Annotated in this window: 14 protein-coding genes; 7 read left to right on the forward strand and 7 right to left on the reverse strand. The window is 34.1% G+C overall.

The genetic code is table 11. The annotated features are described in order from the left end of the window. Positions 1–224: 224 nt before the first annotated feature. The gene (locus DNU06_RS11810) at positions 225–1,034 is read left to right on the forward strand and encodes a T9SS type A sorting domain-containing protein (RefSeq protein WP_111063551.1); all 810 of its coding nucleotides are present in this window, start codon (positions 225–227) and stop codon (positions 1,032–1,034) included. Position 1,035: 1 nt separating this feature from the next. Here the strand turns inward: DNU06_RS11810 and metG are convergent, their stop codons facing one another. Further along, positions 1,036–3,093 (reverse strand): methionine--tRNA ligase, encoded by a 2,058-nt coding sequence (gene metG, locus DNU06_RS11815; RefSeq protein WP_111063552.1) that lies wholly within the window; start codon positions 3,091–3,093, stop codon positions 1,036–1,038. A gap of 78 nt (positions 3,094–3,171) precedes the next feature. On the opposite strand from metG, the gene DNU06_RS11820 reads away from it, so the two are divergent. Next, positions 3,172–4,041, forward strand: coding sequence for a S66 peptidase family protein (locus DNU06_RS11820; protein WP_111063553.1), 870 nt, complete (start codon positions 3,172–3,174; stop codon positions 4,039–4,041). Between the two features lie 294 nt (positions 4,042–4,335). Here the strand turns inward: DNU06_RS11820 and DNU06_RS11825 are convergent, their stop codons facing one another. From DNU06_RS11825 to mutY, 6 genes are read right to left on the reverse strand one after another with little or no spacing between them, the layout of a single operon-like run. Then, entirely contained in the window at positions 4,336–5,967 is a 1,632-nt protein-coding gene (locus tag DNU06_RS11825) for an ABC1 kinase family protein (protein WP_111063554.1), read from the reverse strand. Beyond that, positions 5,968–7,008 carry a sensor histidine kinase gene (locus tag DNU06_RS11830; RefSeq protein ID WP_111063555.1) on the reverse strand — a complete coding sequence of 347 codons (1,041 nt, stop codon included), beginning with the start codon at positions 7,006–7,008 and terminating at the stop codon, positions 5,968–5,970. Then, positions 7,005–7,592: a gliding motility lipoprotein GldD gene (gene gldD / locus DNU06_RS11835; protein ID WP_146239229.1), complete on the reverse strand. Its 588-nt coding sequence runs from the start codon at positions 7,590–7,592 to the stop codon at positions 7,005–7,007. The genes DNU06_RS11830 and gldD overlap by 4 nt, the downstream gene beginning before the upstream one ends. Beyond that, positions 7,576–8,865: a gliding motility-associated protein GldE gene (gldE, locus tag DNU06_RS11840; RefSeq protein WP_111063557.1), complete on the reverse strand. Its 1,290-nt coding sequence runs from the start codon at positions 8,863–8,865 to the stop codon at positions 7,576–7,578. Before gldE ends, gldD begins: the two co-directional genes overlap by 17 nt. A gap of 9 nt (positions 8,866–8,874) precedes the next feature. Continuing rightward, positions 8,875–9,324: a single-stranded DNA-binding protein gene (ssb, locus tag DNU06_RS11845; RefSeq protein ID WP_111063558.1), complete on the reverse strand. Its 450-nt coding sequence runs from the start codon at positions 9,322–9,324 to the stop codon at positions 8,875–8,877. A 32-nt stretch (positions 9,325–9,356) separates the two neighbouring features. Continuing rightward, the gene (mutY, locus tag DNU06_RS11850) at positions 9,357–10,391 is read right to left on the reverse strand and encodes an A/G-specific adenine glycosylase (protein ID WP_111063559.1); all 1,035 of its coding nucleotides are present in this window, start codon (positions 10,389–10,391) and stop codon (positions 9,357–9,359) included. Positions 10,392–10,490: 99 nt separating this feature from the next. Between mutY and DNU06_RS11855 the strand changes: the two genes are divergently transcribed. The 5 genes from DNU06_RS11855 to dxs all read left to right on the forward strand — a co-directional run bounded on the left by DNU06_RS11855 (position 10,491) and on the right by dxs (position 16,315). Further along, positions 10,491–10,781, forward strand: a complete 291-nt coding sequence (locus DNU06_RS11855; protein WP_111063560.1) for an HU family DNA-binding protein — start codon at positions 10,491–10,493, stop codon at positions 10,779–10,781. 305 nt (positions 10,782–11,086) lie between these two features. Continuing rightward, positions 11,087–12,637: an Rne/Rng family ribonuclease gene (locus DNU06_RS11860; RefSeq protein ID WP_111063561.1), complete on the forward strand. Its 1,551-nt coding sequence runs from the start codon at positions 11,087–11,089 to the stop codon at positions 12,635–12,637. 51 nt (positions 12,638–12,688) lie between these two features. Beyond that, a complete protein-coding gene (locus tag DNU06_RS11865; protein ID WP_111063562.1) occupies positions 12,689–13,165 on the forward strand; it encodes a regulatory protein RecX in 477 nt (158 codons plus the stop codon). After that, complete coding sequence (locus DNU06_RS11870; protein ID WP_111063563.1) at positions 13,162–14,277, forward strand: DEAD/DEAH box helicase; 1,116 nt, start codon at positions 13,162–13,164, stop codon at positions 14,275–14,277. Before DNU06_RS11865 ends, DNU06_RS11870 begins: the two co-directional genes overlap by 4 nt. Before the next feature lie 97 nt (positions 14,278–14,374). Beyond that, positions 14,375–16,315 (forward strand): 1-deoxy-D-xylulose-5-phosphate synthase, encoded by a 1,941-nt coding sequence (dxs, locus tag DNU06_RS11875; RefSeq protein ID WP_111063564.1) that lies wholly within the window; start codon positions 14,375–14,377, stop codon positions 16,313–16,315.

The following is a 16,315-nucleotide window of genomic DNA, read 5'->3' on the forward strand; positions in this document are numbered from 1 at the left end:
TCCAATAGAAGTACTATTTGTAGTAACCGCATTGCAAATGCTTTGTTGACGTGTCACAATGAAAAACACACGCATTGCGCTGCGCTAAACGAGCGCGAGTTCAATCTTATCACTCGCGCTCATCTTTGATGAGTGTGCGTTTTATATATTAAGACTTGTCAGCGTTGATATGCAATAAATTATTTTTCAACACGTTAATAAATAGAACCTAAAAATTAAAATACATGCGTTATTTAATTTTAATCATACTGTTTGCTTTTAAAGCAAATTCTATATTTAGTCAGGATGATCGTAGTGGATATTATAATGGAAAGTTTTTAGTTTATATAGCCAATAAAAGTGATACTATCGGAACGCTTGCACCAATTTATTTTTTAGGTAACATATTTGACACCTTAAATATAGAAGAAACCGTATTTACATTTTACCAAGAATATCCTTCTAATTTTAATCCCATTAAAAAGGATACTTTCTTTATCGAAATAGAAACAAACCAATATGTAGTATTTCAATGGCGTTTTCACAATGATGAATACTTTACTCCAGAGAATATTATGCCTACATATGGCGTTGACTGGTATCTTAACAGTACCCTTTTAGATACGACAAGGTATACCTATTTCTATCGAAAAATAAATCATTGGGTAGACTGTACTACCTTATTAAAAACAGATGAACTGGGGAGTTATCATTTACAGAAATTAGGGAAATTTCAGTCTAACTTACCTGTGATTAAAATTCAGGAAAAGCAGGCAATTACAAATGTGCAAATTGACGAAATTGTGGCGACAGCAATCCACTTTTATCCAAACCCTACCAGCGAATTTTTAAACATTCAGCATGCCATGAATGCAATTGGCAAAGCCAGCATTTATAATATGCAAGGTCAATTACTTAAATCGTATCCATTAGCGCAAGCAACAAATATCACCCAAATAAGTCTTGGTGATTTTGATGTCGGTACCTACATCATTAAAATAAGTAATAACAAACAAAGTACAACCAGTAAAAAGGTAATTGTGAGCAATAAGTAAACTACCTTACTTCTCCCCCGGCTTCAAAATCCTTTTCGGGTGACACAAAACTCAGTTTTCCGTCCTTGTCTTCCGCCATCAATATCATCCCTTGTGATTCCACACCACGAATTTTTCTCGGGGCTAAGTTCATGAGAATAGATACTTTTTTACCAATAATTTCTTCCGCTTTATAGTGTTCAGCAATTCCCGAAACCACTACCCTTTTATCCAAACCAGTGTCCACTAATAATTTCAATAATTTATCGGCCTTTGGCACTTTTTCCGCTTCTAAAATCTCACCTACACGAATGTCTAACTTTGTAAATTCGTCGAAAGTAATGTTTTCTTTTTGAGGCTCAAATGAAGATACAACCTCTTCTACTTTAGAAGCTTCTAATTTTTCTATTTGTTTTGCCACAAAATCATCATCAATTTTAGTGATTAAAATACTCGGCTTATTTAATGAGTGACCGTCACTTAAGATATCATCTTTACCAACAGCCGACCAATCCAATAAATCAATGTTTAAAAACTGCGCTAAAGTTTTTGCTTTTGCAGGTAAAAATGGTTGAAATACAACCGTTAAATTGGCTGTAATCTGCAAGGCGATATTTAAAATCGTCTCTACCCTTTTCATGTCGGTTTTTGCCAATTTCCATGGTTCAGTTTCTGCCAAATATTTATTTCCTAAACGGGCTAAATTCATAGCTTCTGCTTGGGCTTCTCTCAATTTATAAGCGCGTATTAAATTTTCTATTTTAGTATTATAAGTCGCTAATTCAGCCAATACTTCTTGATCGTATTCGTCAGTTGCTCCCCTTGCAGGAACTTTTCCTTCAAAATATTTATGTGTCAATACAATTGAACGGTTGACAAAGTTTCCAAAAACATCTGCCAATTCGTTGTTTACCCTTGCTTGAAATTCTGCCCAAGTAAATTCACTGTCTCTACTCTCAGGTGCAATAGCGGTTAAAACGTATTTTAGCTCATCCTTTTTATCTGGATTTTCAGCCATGAATTCGTGCAACCAAACTGCCCAATTTCTTGAGGTTGAAAACTTATCGCCTTCCAAGTTTAAAAACTCATAAGCAGGCACGTTGTCTGGCAATACCAAACCACCGTGTTGCTTTAATAAAATTGGGAAAATAATGGCGTGAAAAACAATGTTATCTTTTCCGATAAAGTGTACTAATTTTCTATCACCTGTCCAGTATTCTTTCCAGTCTTTATTGTTGGCTTGTGCCCATTCTTTGGTGGCAGAAATATATCCAATTGGTGCATCTAACCATACGTATAATACTTTGCCATCTGCGCCTTCAACAGGTACTTTCACCCCCCAATCCAAATCTCTAGTCATGGCACGAGGATGTAAACCACCATTAATCCAACTTAAAGATTGGCCATTGACTTGGTTTCTCCATGTTTTTGGATCGTGCTGTTGCACACCATCAATCGTTCCATCCGTAATCCACTCCTTTAACCATTCTTCATGACGTTCCATAGGTAAGAACCAATGGGTTGTTTCTTTAAGTACTGGTGTTTTGCCACTCAAGGTAGAAACAGGGTTAATCAATTCAGTTGGACTTAAAGCAGAACCACATTTTTCACATTGGTCGCCATATGCATTTGGGTTATGACAATTCGGACATTCTCCTGTCACATAACGATCAGCTAAAAACTGATTGTATTCATCATCATAAAACTGCTCCGTAGTTTGTTTGGTAAAAGTACCGTTATCATTTAATACTTTAAAATAATCTTGTGCCGTTTGGTGGTGAATTTCGTTGGAAGTTCTTGAATAAATATCAAAATCGATATCAAAGTCTTTAAATGCTTTAGAATTAATTTGATGGTATTTGTTTACAATATCTTGCGGACTAATACCTTCTTTTTTAGCACGTAAAGTAATAGCTGCACCGTGTTCGTCACTGCCACATACAAACAAAACATCCTCTTGTTTCATTCTTAAAAAACGCACAAAAATATCGGCAGGAAGATAAACCCCTGCGATATGACCTAAATGTAAAGGTCCGTTTGCGTATGGTAAAGCTGCGGTTACTGTAAATTTTTCACTCATCTAATTATTCTTGAACTTTGCACAAAAATAGTAAAAGGAATTGGTGCAATTCAATTCCAAATTGTATTTTTAGCCCTCATGGGTAAAAATATTAGAATTTTAGCACCTGCAAAGGCCATTTCGGCAGTATTAGTTGAAGCTGCGATTGATAAATTAACGGAAATGGGGCACCATGTGAGTGTAGGTGAGTTCACCTTAGGCAATCACTACTATTTTTCCGGAACCGTTGCGCAACGGATTCATGATTTTCAATCTGCCATTAACGAAAGTGAAATTGAAATTATACTTTGCGCACGAGGCGGTTACGGTTGCATTCAAATTGTAGATGCTTTAGACTATTCCCCTTTAAAAAAGCACCCTAAATTAATTTTAGGATTTAGTGATGTGACAGTATTTCACGCTCATTTTCAAAATTTAGGCCTGAAAACTGCCCACTGTAGCATGCCTTTGAATTTTGAAACCAATACGGCAGCGAGTTTGTCTTCCCTTCAAAACCTTTTAAACGGAATAGAAAATCAATACCAGATTCCAGCTCATCCGCTCAATGCACAGGGAAAGGCTTCGGGAGAAATAATTGGTGGTAATTTGGCCATTTTACACACCTTAATTGGTACAAATTCTGACATTGACACAAATGGGAAAATATTATTTTTAGAAGAAGTTGGAGAATATATTTACGCCATTGACCGCATGTTGTGGGCTTTTCAAAAAGCTGGAAAATTAAAAGGTTTGAAGGGATTAATTGTCGGTAGTTTTTCTGACATAAAAGACACAGAGGTACCCTTTGGTATTTCAGTAGATGAAGTGATATTAAGTCATTTTGAAAAGTTAAACATTCCAATTTGTTTCAACTTTCCTGCGGGACATATTGATGACAACCGAAGCATATTGTTTAGCAAAGTGTCCCATTTAACAGTCGCAAAAGAAGGGGTAAATCTCATCAATTAAACAACACTTTATACTATTCGTTTTGATGCACCAATGAATGTTTTTGTTGTTCCATTTTTTCGATTTCCTTAGCTTGAAGTTTTTTATAATCTTTATTCAATTCATATAAAGAAGCGGCAAGTATCACGGAGATGAATACAATTAATCGAAAAAGGTTAAGTCGTTGCATAGAATAAACAAATTAACGGCTTATTTTGGCTCAAAATGTTAAGTAAAATAAAAGGAAACGTTAAATAAAAAACAGTAAATTGTTAACGGTGTATGTTTGCCAAATATAAACTTATTGCGTACAACTTATCTATTAGTCCGTCCTTTAAACAACACATATATAAATAATAAAAGCGAAACCATAGCAATAACCAAAAACCATTTTTCGTAAGCTTTATTACCATTTTCATTGCTATTATAGGCCATTACAAAAGCGAGAATTCCAAACAAACCAAAAATAAATTGTTGGATGACCAAGTATAGTTTTTGGGCACTTTTAGGTAGACTTTTAATTTCGAATTCAATTTCCCCTTTATTTGCTTTTCGAAGCACTGTATCTAATCTACTTGGTAAAGAAAAAATAATATTTGCTTGGTTTTTAATACCTTCTTTTATAAAATCACCCAAATATTCTTTGGATAAAATCATATTCTTGAGGTAGGGTTTTACGGTATCTATTGGGTTATAATTTGGGTGGATGGTATTGCACACACCTAGTAATAATAAGATAGTTCTTTCTAGTAAAATCCAATCTTTAGGTACATCAAAAGTAGCGGTGAGTTCTTTTAAACTTAGCTCCTTCCTTAAATCCTCCATCTCAGAATTCTTAATGGTTTGATAATCCATATCTTCCATCTTTACGCCACTATTAATAAAAGATTGTAAAGCAGCAATTATTTTAGCTGCCACCCTTTCCTTGTTATTATCACGACTTAAAAATCCAAGCTTTTGCATGCTTATCAATACTTTTTCCTCGTCGTTTGCCAGGACTGCTTGAAGCAATTTTGGAATTTCGAAACGGGTCGCCTTACTTAAAGTTCCTACCGCCCCAAAGTCCAGTATCACAATTTCTCCATTTTCGTTTAAAAGTAGATTACCTGGATGTGGATCGGCATGATAAAAACCATTCTTTAGCATCATTTCACAATAAGTAAAAAGCAACTTATCACAAATTTCGTCCATATTAAAAGCTCCTATCTTTTCGGCATCTGTGATTTTTACACCTGCACAAAATTCCGTCACCAAAACATTTTTAGTACTATAAGCAGTAAATACTTTAGGCACTTTAACCCCTTCTATATCGGCAATGTTTTGTTTAATAATCACCATGGAATCTGCTTCGTGTTGGTAATCCAACTCTTCGAGTATCATGATTTTTACTTGCGTATAAACCGTATCTAAACCATTAAAGGTGAAAAATCGATTCATCATTTTAAATAAATTTTCAATGATGTCCAAGTCGAGGTTTGCAATGGTTGATATATACGGGTGCTGCACCTTTACAGCTACTGTTTCTCCACTAAAGAGCGTTGCCTTGTGCACCTGACCAATAGAAGCGGAAGCAATTGGGGTTTCGTCAAAGGTTTTAAAAACATTATCAATGGATTCGTTTAATGCGGCCGTTAAAACCGGTTTAACGCGCTCAAAGTTACTTACTGGTGCCTTATCCTGTAAAGACTCCATGGCTTCACCATACGCTTTAGGCAAAACACTAGACATGACAGAAATTAGTTGCCCTATTTTAATGAAGAGACCATTTAAATCGATAATTTTCTCTTTTAATAATAGGGCATTTTTACTGTGCAGTTTGCTTAGTTTCTCTTCAAAACTACCTACACGATAAAACCTTTTAAAGAAGCTTAAAAAAAGATAAGAAAACCCAATACGGAAAGCGGTATAATATGCTGTTTTTTTCCGTTTTGAAACTTTTAAAATCATTTATGCTAGGTCTAATGTAAATGTAAAAACGGAGCCTTCACCTACCGTGGAGTTAACCGTAATACTTTGTTGGTGGGCTTCCATAATATGTTTTACGATTGGTAAACCTAAACCAGAGCCAGCTAAATTTCTAGCCCTGCTTTTTTCTACCCGATAAAATCGTTCAAATAAGCGATTAAAATGCTCTTCCTCTATCCCTATGCCGTCATCTATAATTTCGACAGATAATTGTTTTCTGGAAACTTTACTAAATTTAATCTGCGTATGCCCATTTTCAATGCCATATGAAATAGAATTAGAAATCAAGTTAATTAAAACTTGACCAATTTTACCTTTATCTGCAGAAACCATAATGGGATCGTAATTTTGAAATAAGGATAAGGTAATATTTTTTTCTTCTGCACTAGATTGAGTGGTATCAAAAACCTCTTTGGTTAATCTTACAATATCAAACTTAGTCAGCTTTAAATTAAAACGATTAAACTCATATCGTGAAATATTATCTAAATCATCTAAAACAGAAGTAATTCTATCCACCCCTCGACTGGCTTTAATTAAGAAATCACGGTTAACCGTTTCGTCTTCCAGCCCACCTTCTAACAAGGTAAGAATATACCCTTGAATACTAAATACTGGTGTTTTTAATTCATGGGCCAAATTACCCAAAAACTCCCTTCTAAAGTTGGCTTGTTCTTCTAAATTTTCAATTTGCTTTTGTTGCGTTTCTGCCCAAGCAGCAGTAGTTTCTGAAAGGCTTTGAAATACATTTTCATTTAATTTAACTGGATTTATTTTAATGTTTTTCTTTTTACTTATCACCCGATAAATTGCCTTGATCTCTTGGTTGATAAACCTTTCAATAAAATAATAAAAAAGTAATAAAGCGACCACGCCAACAAATAAAGGGAAGACAATGTACACCCATAAGTGAATATCGGCTTCCATGACAAAACTTACGCCAATAAGTCCTACCAATACCATCACCATTAATATTGCCGAAGCAATAAGTACCACTTGTATCGGTTTTTTAATTAAACTCATTCTTCAGTTATTGTTGACCATTCTAAGGAATTGAATAATGTGTCAAAATCTACCATTAAATAGTCAATGGATGGTTTTAAACTATCGTAATTTGGTTTCGCATTAAAGTACAGCGCACCCCTTAAAAAATGATTCAAACTATCTGTCAAATAAAACTGGTAATTAGAGGCCGAGTTACCAATTAACTTATAAGCAGTTCCATACACATGATGTGCTGGATTAACAATGGTTTTTTCTTCAATCCCATCAGCTTGAATACTGTGTTCATATACCAATTTTCTCGAATATTCTAAATGATTCATTAAACCACCAGTGTCCACTGGAATATAGGTTAAAAATAAGGTTGCATCAAAAGGGATATAGTTAATATTCAAATTACACCCTTGGGTCGCACTATCTATTACCGCATAAGTTGGACTTAAAAATTCAAAGTTACATCCTTGAATCTGGTTAGAAAAATCTTTTTCTTGAAAAGATATTTTCATCCCACTTAGAGGTTTTGGGTAAGTTATATCCTCCGTATCGCAACCAATAAAAATGATCGTCATCCCGATAAAAAAAAGAATTTTATGCCACTTCATCATCAATTATTACTTTAATTTTTTTAAGTTTTCTTTTATCAGCCGCTTCTACAATTAGGGTATAATTGCCAAAAACAATTTTTTCATTTTTAACTAAAATCTTTCCTGCCTGTTCAATCATAAAACCAGCCAAGGTATCCGACTCTCCTTTCGATTCTTCAAATAAAGAACCATCCATATCTATTACTTTATAGAAATCCATCAATGACATTTTTCCTTCAAACAAATAAGTATGTTCATCAATTTGGGTATAATTTAGGTCTTCTCCGTCATATTCTTCCGAAATATCTCCAACTATTTCTTCCAAAATATCTTCTAAAGTAATAATTCCAGAAGTCCCACCATATTCATCCACTACGATAGCCATGTGAATTTTTCGTTCTTGAAAACTTTTTAACAAGTCATCAATTTTTTTATTTTCTGGCACATAATAAGGCTCTCTTAACAGAGAATGCCAATTTTCTGGAGGATGATCGATAAATGGGATTAAATCTTTGATATATAAAATACCCTTAATATTATCAAAAGACTCTTCGAAAACGGGTATTCTAGAATAATTATGTTCTAAAATATGTTCGTGAATCTTTTCATAAGGTTCATGAATACCAAAAGCCACTACATCTGTTCTGGCTTTCATAATTTGTTTAACATCTGTTTGGCCAAACTTTACAATCCCTTCTAAAATCTTATGTTCATCTTCTTTACCTTCCAACTCTTTTGTCAACTCAATGGCTTGTTCCAAATCATCTGAAGACACGGTCATGGATTTTTTCTTTCCTAAATTACTTAATACTGCAGTCCCTGCAACCAATCCTTTTACCAAATAGTTAATTGGAAAAAATTTGCCAATTTTATACAGAGGCGCCCCCATTAAAAGCGTCATGCTTTTACTATTTTTACTAGCATATACCTTTGGAATTACTTCGCCAAAGAGTAAGATAATAAAAGTGATTACCACGATATCGATAAATAACTTTAGCCAATCTTCTATGCTATTTTCTGGAAACAGCAAGGTTGAAATAAAGGAAGAAAGCACAATGATGGAAACGTTAATAAAATTATTCGCGATTAAAATTGTAGCCAACAATCGCTTAGGTCGTTCTAATAATGTAATAGTTAACTTAGCTTTTTTAGAAGTATCCTTTTCTAACTCTTCTAGGTCGACTGGTTTTAGGGAAAAAAAAGCCACTTCAGATCCAGAAATTAATGCCGAACCAACGAGCAAGAGAATTAAAATAACAAAAGAAACTATCAGCGGTATTAAATCAGTACCCATCCTTTAAAATTAAAATGGCAAATCATCTTCCTCTTCAGGTTGGATGCTTTGCGTCATTGGTTGACTTTTATTTTCTTCAATTGACTTTGGATATTGATTTTCACTTTGATTTGTCGCAGGCTCAGCCCTGGTCAACATGGTCAAATTATCCGCAACTACTTCTGTAGTATATCTTGTGTTTTTTTGTTCATCTTGCCAAGAACGAGTTTTCAACTTCCCTTCTACATACACTTTCATGCCTTTTTTCACGTAGCTTTCTACTACTTTGGCCAAACCTCTCCACACCACAATATTATGCCAATCGGTAATTTCGCGTTTTTGGCCTGTGTTTTTATCTGTGAACGTCTCAGAAGTTGCTATGGAAAAATTAGCCACTACCACCCCATTTTCTAAATGTCTTACTTCAGGATCTTTTCCTAAATTTCCAATTAAAATCACTTTGTTTACACTACCAGCCATAAGTTTGTCAATTTTACTAACAAAGATATGATTTATCTTTTGAAAAAGGAAGATTCATTCACATATCTCACAATTAATTGCGGCAAGGGAAAATTACTGATATCGCCTATTGGTATGGCCATATAACCATTTGTTTTAGGGGTATCTTTCTTATGATGTACCCAGAATTTCACCATTAATTTTTGATGTGTCAAAATATGTTTTACTTCCAAATCCAAGAAAACATTTTTTAGTGTCACCCCTTCAAATTCCTTTACTTCATCCACGGACTCGCTTGTTTCCACACAGGGAAAATCATATAATCCTTCCCATATCCCTTGACCTTCTCTTTTTCGGATAAGGATATTATTATTTTGATCTAGAAACAGCAAATAATTTAAATGTCGGACTTTCACTTTTAATTTTTTCTCTTTCACCGGATAATCTAACTGGGTTTTATCTGCAAAAGCAAGACAAATTCCTTGCACTGGACAAATTTCACATTGCGGACTCTTTGGCTTACATACTAAAGCACCTAATTCCATCATGGCTTGGTTATGCTCTCCAGGTTGACTTTTATCTAAAATTTCATTCGCTAAAATGGTAAATTCTTTTTTTCCTTTGGTGGAATTGATTGGTGTTGCAATTTTAAATAAGCGACTTAAAACCCGAAATACATTACCATCTACTACCGCTTTTGCTTCACCATACGCAAAAGAACTAACAGCCGCCGCGGTATATTCTCCTACACCCTTTAAGCTTAACAAGCTATCATAATTATCAGGAAAAACACCCCCAAAATCTGTCATCACTTGCTTGGCTGCACTGTGTAAATTTCTTGCCCTACTATAATAGCCCAAACCTTGCCACAATTTAAGTACAGACTCTAAATCGGCTGCTGCTAAAGATTTCACATTAGGGTAACATTTAATAAACTTCAAGTAATAAGGCAATCCTTGATCGACCTTAGTTTGTTGTAATATTATCTCAGACAGCCAAATATAATAGGGGTCCTTGACACTTCTCCAGGGCAAATTACGCTTATTTTCTGAATACCAGTCAAATATTAAGTACTGCTTATCAATCATTTATGGAATTTAACTTATTTTTTGTCTAAATTATTCTTTTTATTTATAAAAATCCGCTATTTTTGTAACCAAATACAAACGATTAAATATTAAATAGTTATGACAAAAGCAGACATTGTTACAAAAGTAGCAAACGAAACTGGTGTAGAAAAAGCAGCTGTATTAGCAACAGTTGAATCTTTCATGAAAAATGTTAAAGGATCTTTAGCAGGTGGTGAAAATGTTTATTTAAGAGGTTTTGGTTCTTTCATTGTAAAAAAGAGAGCAGAAAAAACTGGAAGAAACATTTCTAAAAATCAATCAATCATTATACCAGCACACAACATTCCTGCGTTTAAACCTGCAAAAACATTTGTAGAAAACGTTAAAACAAAGGTGAAAGTAAAATAGTTGTAAAACTAAAATACTTTTATTACCTTTGCGCTCTAAAATTTAGAGTTTAATAAAAACTTCCTGAATTTCAGGGAGTTTTTTTGTAAATAGAAAATTAATTATAAATAAATATTAAGTTATGCCAAGCGGAAAAAAGAGAAAAAGACATAAAATGGCCACTCACAAAAGAAAAAAGAGACTTAGAAAAAACAGACACAAAAAGAAAAAATAATTTTTTTGATTTTTGAAAAGTTTGAATACTTAGTAACTGCAAAGTTGCTAAGTATTCTGTGTTTGTTATCATTCATATTAAATAAGTCCGAATGAATTTTGAGTTAGTTGTTGACGTCAGAGCCAACGGAATTTGGATTGCCCTAATGCGAGAAGGAAAGTTAATTGAACTTCACGAAGAAAAAGGCAATAAAGATTTTATGGTAGGTGATATATACCTTGGTAAAGTACGTAAGGTAGTGCCAAGTTTAAATGCTGCATTTGTAGATGTAGGCTATGAAAAGGATGCCTTTTTGCATTATTTAGATCTAGGCCCACAATTCAAGTCCCTAGATAAGTATGTACAAAACACACTTCAAGGGCGACAAAAAGTAGCTGATTTATTGTATTTTAAACCAGAAGCAGATATTGAAAAATCTGGAAAGATTGATGATGCAGTAACCTCGACTAGACAAGTTTTAGTTCAAGTAGCAAAAGAGCCTATATCCACTAAAGGACCTAGACTTAATGCGGAAATTACAATAGCAGGAAGATACATTGTATTGGTACCTTTTTCGCAAAAAATTTCCATTTCCCAAAAAATAAAGAACGGTAAAGAAAGAGATAGATTACGTGATATTATGCGTGATATTTTACCAAAAAACTTTGGGGTTATTATTAGAACAGTTGCGGAAGACAAAAAGATTTCGGAAATAGATAATGATTTAAAAACATTATTGGATAAGTGGAAGTTGATTCACGAAAATTTAAAGACAGCTAAGCCGCCAAAAAAAGTATTGGGTGAATTAAATAGAGCCTCTTCTTTGTTAAGAGATTTATTAAATGACGATTTTACTAAGATTCACATCAATGACAAAGAGTTGATGGATGAAATGCACGATTACATTTCTTCTATATCTCCTGGTCAAGAAAAGATCTTACATCTTTACACAGGGAAGCTAAATATTTTCGAACATTTTAACATCCACAAACAAATTAAGACACTTTACGGTAAAAAAGTACCTTTATCTAGCGGTGGTTACTTAATTATTGAGCATACCGAAGCCATGCACGTGGTAGATGTAAACTCAGGAAATAGGTCCGCAAAAGGCGATACCCAAGAACAAAATGCTTTAGCAGTAAACATGGAGTCGGCAGAAGAGCTAGCACGTGTATTGCGCTTAAGAGATATGGGTGGAATTATTTGTGTAGACTTTATTGACATGCACAAAAAAGAGCATAATAAAATGCTTTTTGAAAAAATGAAAGAGCTCTTAAAAACAGATAGAGCTAAGCACAGTATTATTCCACCAAGTAAATTTGGTGTAATGGAAATTACCCGTCAAAGGGTAAGACCAGAAACTAATATTGAAACATCCGAAGTTTGTCCATCTTGTGAAGGAACAGGAAAAATACAAGCTTCTATTATGTTTACCGACGAAATTGAATCTGCACTTGACCACTTAATTTTAAGTGGGAAATATAAAAAACTGACCTTACTTGCACACCCATATATTGCTTCATTTTTTACCAATGGCATAATATCGAAACAGGTAAAATGGTTTTTCAAATACAAAAAGTGGATTTCTGTGAAGCCAGTAAACGCAAATACTTTCTTTGAATTTTCATTTCTGGATAAGGATAATAATAAAATAGTGGTTTAATTTATTAATCACTATTTAGAATTCTTAAATTAGTATCCAATTATAAAGACATTGGCTACACCACAAAAATATTCTTTATTAGAAGCGAAGGCTAAATTAGAGGCGCTTTGTGCATACCAGGAACGTTGTGCACAAGAATTAACGCAAAAATTATTCACTTGGGGCTTCCATACAGAAGACCAGGATATATTAATTGCAGACCTTATTTCCAACAATTTTTTAAATGAAGAAAGGTTTGCTGAAGCTTATGCAAGTGGAAAATTTAATATTAAAAAGTGGGGGAGATTAAAAATTAAAGCCCACTTAAAACATAAGAATATATCCGATTACTCTATAAAAAAAGGATTAAACAACATTGAGGAAGAAGCGTATATTACTACGATTGAAGACTTGATAGATAAAAAGATTCCCAGCTTAAAAGGAAATGCATGGGAGCAAAAAGGTAAGTTGAAAAATTATTTATATCAGAAAGGATATGAAAACGAGTTGATCAACGAAATTATTCATTACAAACTTACAAACCCATGAGTGAATTTAAGGAATTAGGTGTTGATGCAAGAATTATAAAAAGGTTAACAGAATTAAACATAATTGAACCAACTGAAATTCAAGAACAAAGCATCCCTTTTTTAAGTAGTAAAGGTGCCGATTTCATTGGTATGTCCCAAACTGGAACAGGAAAAACTGCCGCCTATAGTATCCCATTACTACAAAATATCAACGTTAAAAACAACAATGTTCAAGCTTTAATACTAGCACCAACCAGAGAATTAGTACAACAAATAGCTAAAAATATATTTAAATTTACTAAATACTATAAACCTATTTTTTCGGTAAGTATTACTGGTGGACCAAACATGGCCAAACAACTGTCTCTTTTAAACAAAAATACCCATATTATTGTCGCTACACCAGGTAGACTAATGGATTTATTAGACAAACAAAAAGTAAACTTAGAAAACTTAAAATACGTAGTATTAGACGAAGCAGATGAAATGCTAAAACTAGGCTTTAAAGAAGATATTGAACAAATTTTATCCTATTCAAAAGGCAAGGTAAATACTTGGCTATTTTCAGCCACATTACCGCAGGACATAAAAAAACTGATTCAAAAACACTTAAGAGTAAATGCCCATTCGGTGATTATTTCCGAAAAGACAGTCCTCAATAAAAATATTAAACACGAATATATTTCTTGTAATACTGCAGAAAAATTAAATACCCTGATTCAATACCTTAAAAAGAATCAGATAAACCGTGGATTACTTTTCTGTAAAACGAAAAAGGCCACTGCATTATTAACCAAACAACTCAAATCAAAAAATATAGTTTGCGAAGCCATTCAAGGCGATTTAACACAGTTGGAAAGAGAAAAAGTAATGCGTGCATTTAAAAATGAGAGCTTAGGGTTTTTAATCTCCACAGATGTATCTGCCAGAGGAATAGACGTAGAAAACCTAGACAACGTAATCCATTACGAAATGCCAGATCAAATCGATTATTATACGCACAGATCAGGTAGAACAGCTAGAGGCGGAAGAAAAGGTTTATCCATTGCTTTTGTAGATGATAAGGAATTGGCCTTGTTAAAAAAAATCAGTAAAACCCTGAATTTTCAAATAAACGAGACAATATTATAAGACTGAAACAGTCATATTGTTTAACTTTTCACATAAATTAATAAACAAACAATTATATCATCAATATTTATTGTAAATTTGTTTAAATTACTTTTTTATGCCAGATTATAAACCGGGTCCATATTTGGAACAAATCGAATTCCCAAAAGATTTGCGGGAAAAATTTGACATCAATCAACTGAGCCAGGTATCAGATGAAGTAAGGAATTACATAGTAGATGTTATTTCGGAAATTGGTAATTCACACTTTGGTGCAAGTCTTGGCGTTGTAGAGTTAACTGTGGCACTGCATTATGTCTTTAACACACCATACGACCAATTGGTTTGGGATGTGGGACACCAAGCATACGGACATAAATTATTAACAGGCAGAAGGAAAATCTTTCATACTAACCGTCTTTATGGTGGCATGTCTGGCTTTCCTAAAAGAAGTGAGAGTGAATACGACACTTTTGGAGTTGGACATTCCTCTACTTCAATCTCTGGCGCTTTAGGGATGGCTTTAGCCAGCAAATACAAGAACGAAAACGACAGACAACACATTGCTGTTATTGGAGATGGTTCCATGACTGCAGGTTTGGCTTTTGAAGGTCTTAACCAAGCTGGTTTTACCAATTCTAATATGCTAATTGTGTTGAACGACAATTGCATGTCAATTGATCCAAATGTAGGTGCTTTAAAAGAATATTTAACCGACATTACCACATCACATACTTACAATAAAGTTAAAGATGATGTGTGGAAATTATTGGGTAAGGTTTCAAAATTTGGACCAAATGCCCAAGTGATTGCTTCCAAAATATCACATGCTTTAAAAGGTACTTTACTCAAACAAAGTAATTTATTTGAATCCTTCAACCTACGTTATTTTGGTCCAGTAGATGGTCATGATGTAGTTGGTTTGGTAAATATCATGGAAGATTTAAAAGATATTCCTGGTCCAAAAATATTGCATGTCCTTACGAAAAAAGGCAAGGGATACAAACCCGCAGAAGAAGGAAATGCTACTAAATGGCATGCGCCAGGCGTTTTTAATAAAGAAACAGGAGAGATTATAAAAGTGGTGCCAAAATCGCCACAAGCACCTAAATTTCAAGAAGTATTCGGTCACTCCATAGTGGAATTAGCCGAAAAAAATGATAAAATAATGGGGGTTACACCAGCCATGCCTTCAGGTTGTTCTTTAAACATCATGATGGCTGCCATGCCCGACCGTGCTTTTGATGTCGGTATTGCAGAGCAGCATGCCGTCACTTTTTCAGCAGGACTGGCAACCCAAGGAATGGTGCCATTTTGCAACATTTATTCCTCTTTTATGCAACGAGCATACGACCAAGTATTGCATGATGTAGCTTTACAAAATCTAAATGTTGTCTTTTGTTTAGACAGGGCTGGTTTTGTTGGAGCAGATGGTGCAACACACCATGGTGCGTACGATATATCCTTTATGCGGTCTATTCCAAACATGGTAGTTTCTTCTCCAATTAATGAAGAGGAATTAAGAAACTTAATGTATACCGCCCAACTAAAAGACCAAGGTCCATTTACCATAAGGTACCCAAGAGGGGCAGGGGTAATGCCGCAGTGGAAAACACCATTTAAAGAAATTAAAGTGGGTACTGGAAAAAAATTAAGAGCAGGAGAAGACATGGCTTTTTTAACTATCGGACCAATAGGTAATTTAACCATTCAAGCTTGTGATACTCTATTAGAAAAAGGCATATCCGCAGCACATTACGACATGCGATTTGTAAAACCATTAGACGAGGCACTTTTACATGAAGTGTTTTCAAAATACAATAAAATAATTACCATTGAGGATGGTTGCGTAATGGGAGGTATGGGGTCGGCTATATTAGAGTTTATGGCCGACAATCAATACACTGCGCACATTCAAAGGTTAGGTATACCTGACAAATACATACAGCATGGTACACAAAATCAATTGTATGCAGAATGTGGCTATGATGTGGAAGGCATGATCAAAGCTGCAGAGAAGATGATTCAAAAAGATAATAATTTAACAATTAGCAAATAA

Origin of the sequence: Putridiphycobacter roseus (assembly GCF_003234935.1) — a bacterium.
GTDB lineage: Bacteria > Bacteroidota > Bacteroidia > Flavobacteriales_D > Crocinitomicaceae > Putridiphycobacter > Putridiphycobacter roseus.

Bases quoted from the DNA above. Each gene is read 5' to 3' on its own strand.
- metG (WP_111063552.1), bottom strand. From the start codon at position 3,093: ATGAGTGAAAAATTTACAGTAACCGCAGCTTTACCATACGCAAACGGA.
- ssb (WP_111063558.1), bottom strand. From the start codon at position 9,324: ATGGCTGGTAGTGTAAACAAAGTGATTTTAATTGGAAATTTAGGAAAA.
- DNU06_RS11830 (WP_111063555.1), bottom strand. From the start codon at position 7,008: ATGAGTTTAATTAAAAAACCGATACAAGTGGTACTTATTGCTTCGGCA.
- gldE (WP_111063557.1), bottom strand. From the start codon at position 8,865: ATGGGTACTGATTTAATACCGCTGATAGTTTCTTTTGTTATTTTAATT.
- DNU06_RS11810 (WP_111063551.1), top strand. From the start codon at position 225: ATGCGTTATTTAATTTTAATCATACTGTTTGCTTTTAAAGCAAATTCT.
- DNU06_RS11870 (WP_111063563.1), top strand. From the start codon at position 13,162: ATGAGTGAATTTAAGGAATTAGGTGTTGATGCAAGAATTATAAAAAGG.
- gldD (WP_146239229.1), bottom strand. From the start codon at position 7,592: ATGATGAAGTGGCATAAAATTCTTTTTTTTATCGGGATGACGATCATT.
- DNU06_RS11860 (WP_111063561.1), top strand. From the start codon at position 11,087: ATGAATTTTGAGTTAGTTGTTGACGTCAGAGCCAACGGAATTTGGATT.
- DNU06_RS11820 (WP_111063553.1), top strand. From the start codon at position 3,172: ATGGGTAAAAATATTAGAATTTTAGCACCTGCAAAGGCCATTTCGGCA.
- DNU06_RS11855 (WP_111063560.1), top strand. From the start codon at position 10,491: ATGACAAAAGCAGACATTGTTACAAAAGTAGCAAACGAAACTGGTGTA.
- dxs (WP_111063564.1), top strand. From the start codon at position 14,375: ATGCCAGATTATAAACCGGGTCCATATTTGGAACAAATCGAATTCCCA.
- DNU06_RS11825 (WP_111063554.1), bottom strand. From the start codon at position 5,967: ATGATTTTAAAAGTTTCAAAACGGAAAAAAACAGCATATTATACCGCT.
- mutY (WP_111063559.1), bottom strand. From the start codon at position 10,391: ATGATTGATAAGCAGTACTTAATATTTGACTGGTATTCAGAAAATAAG.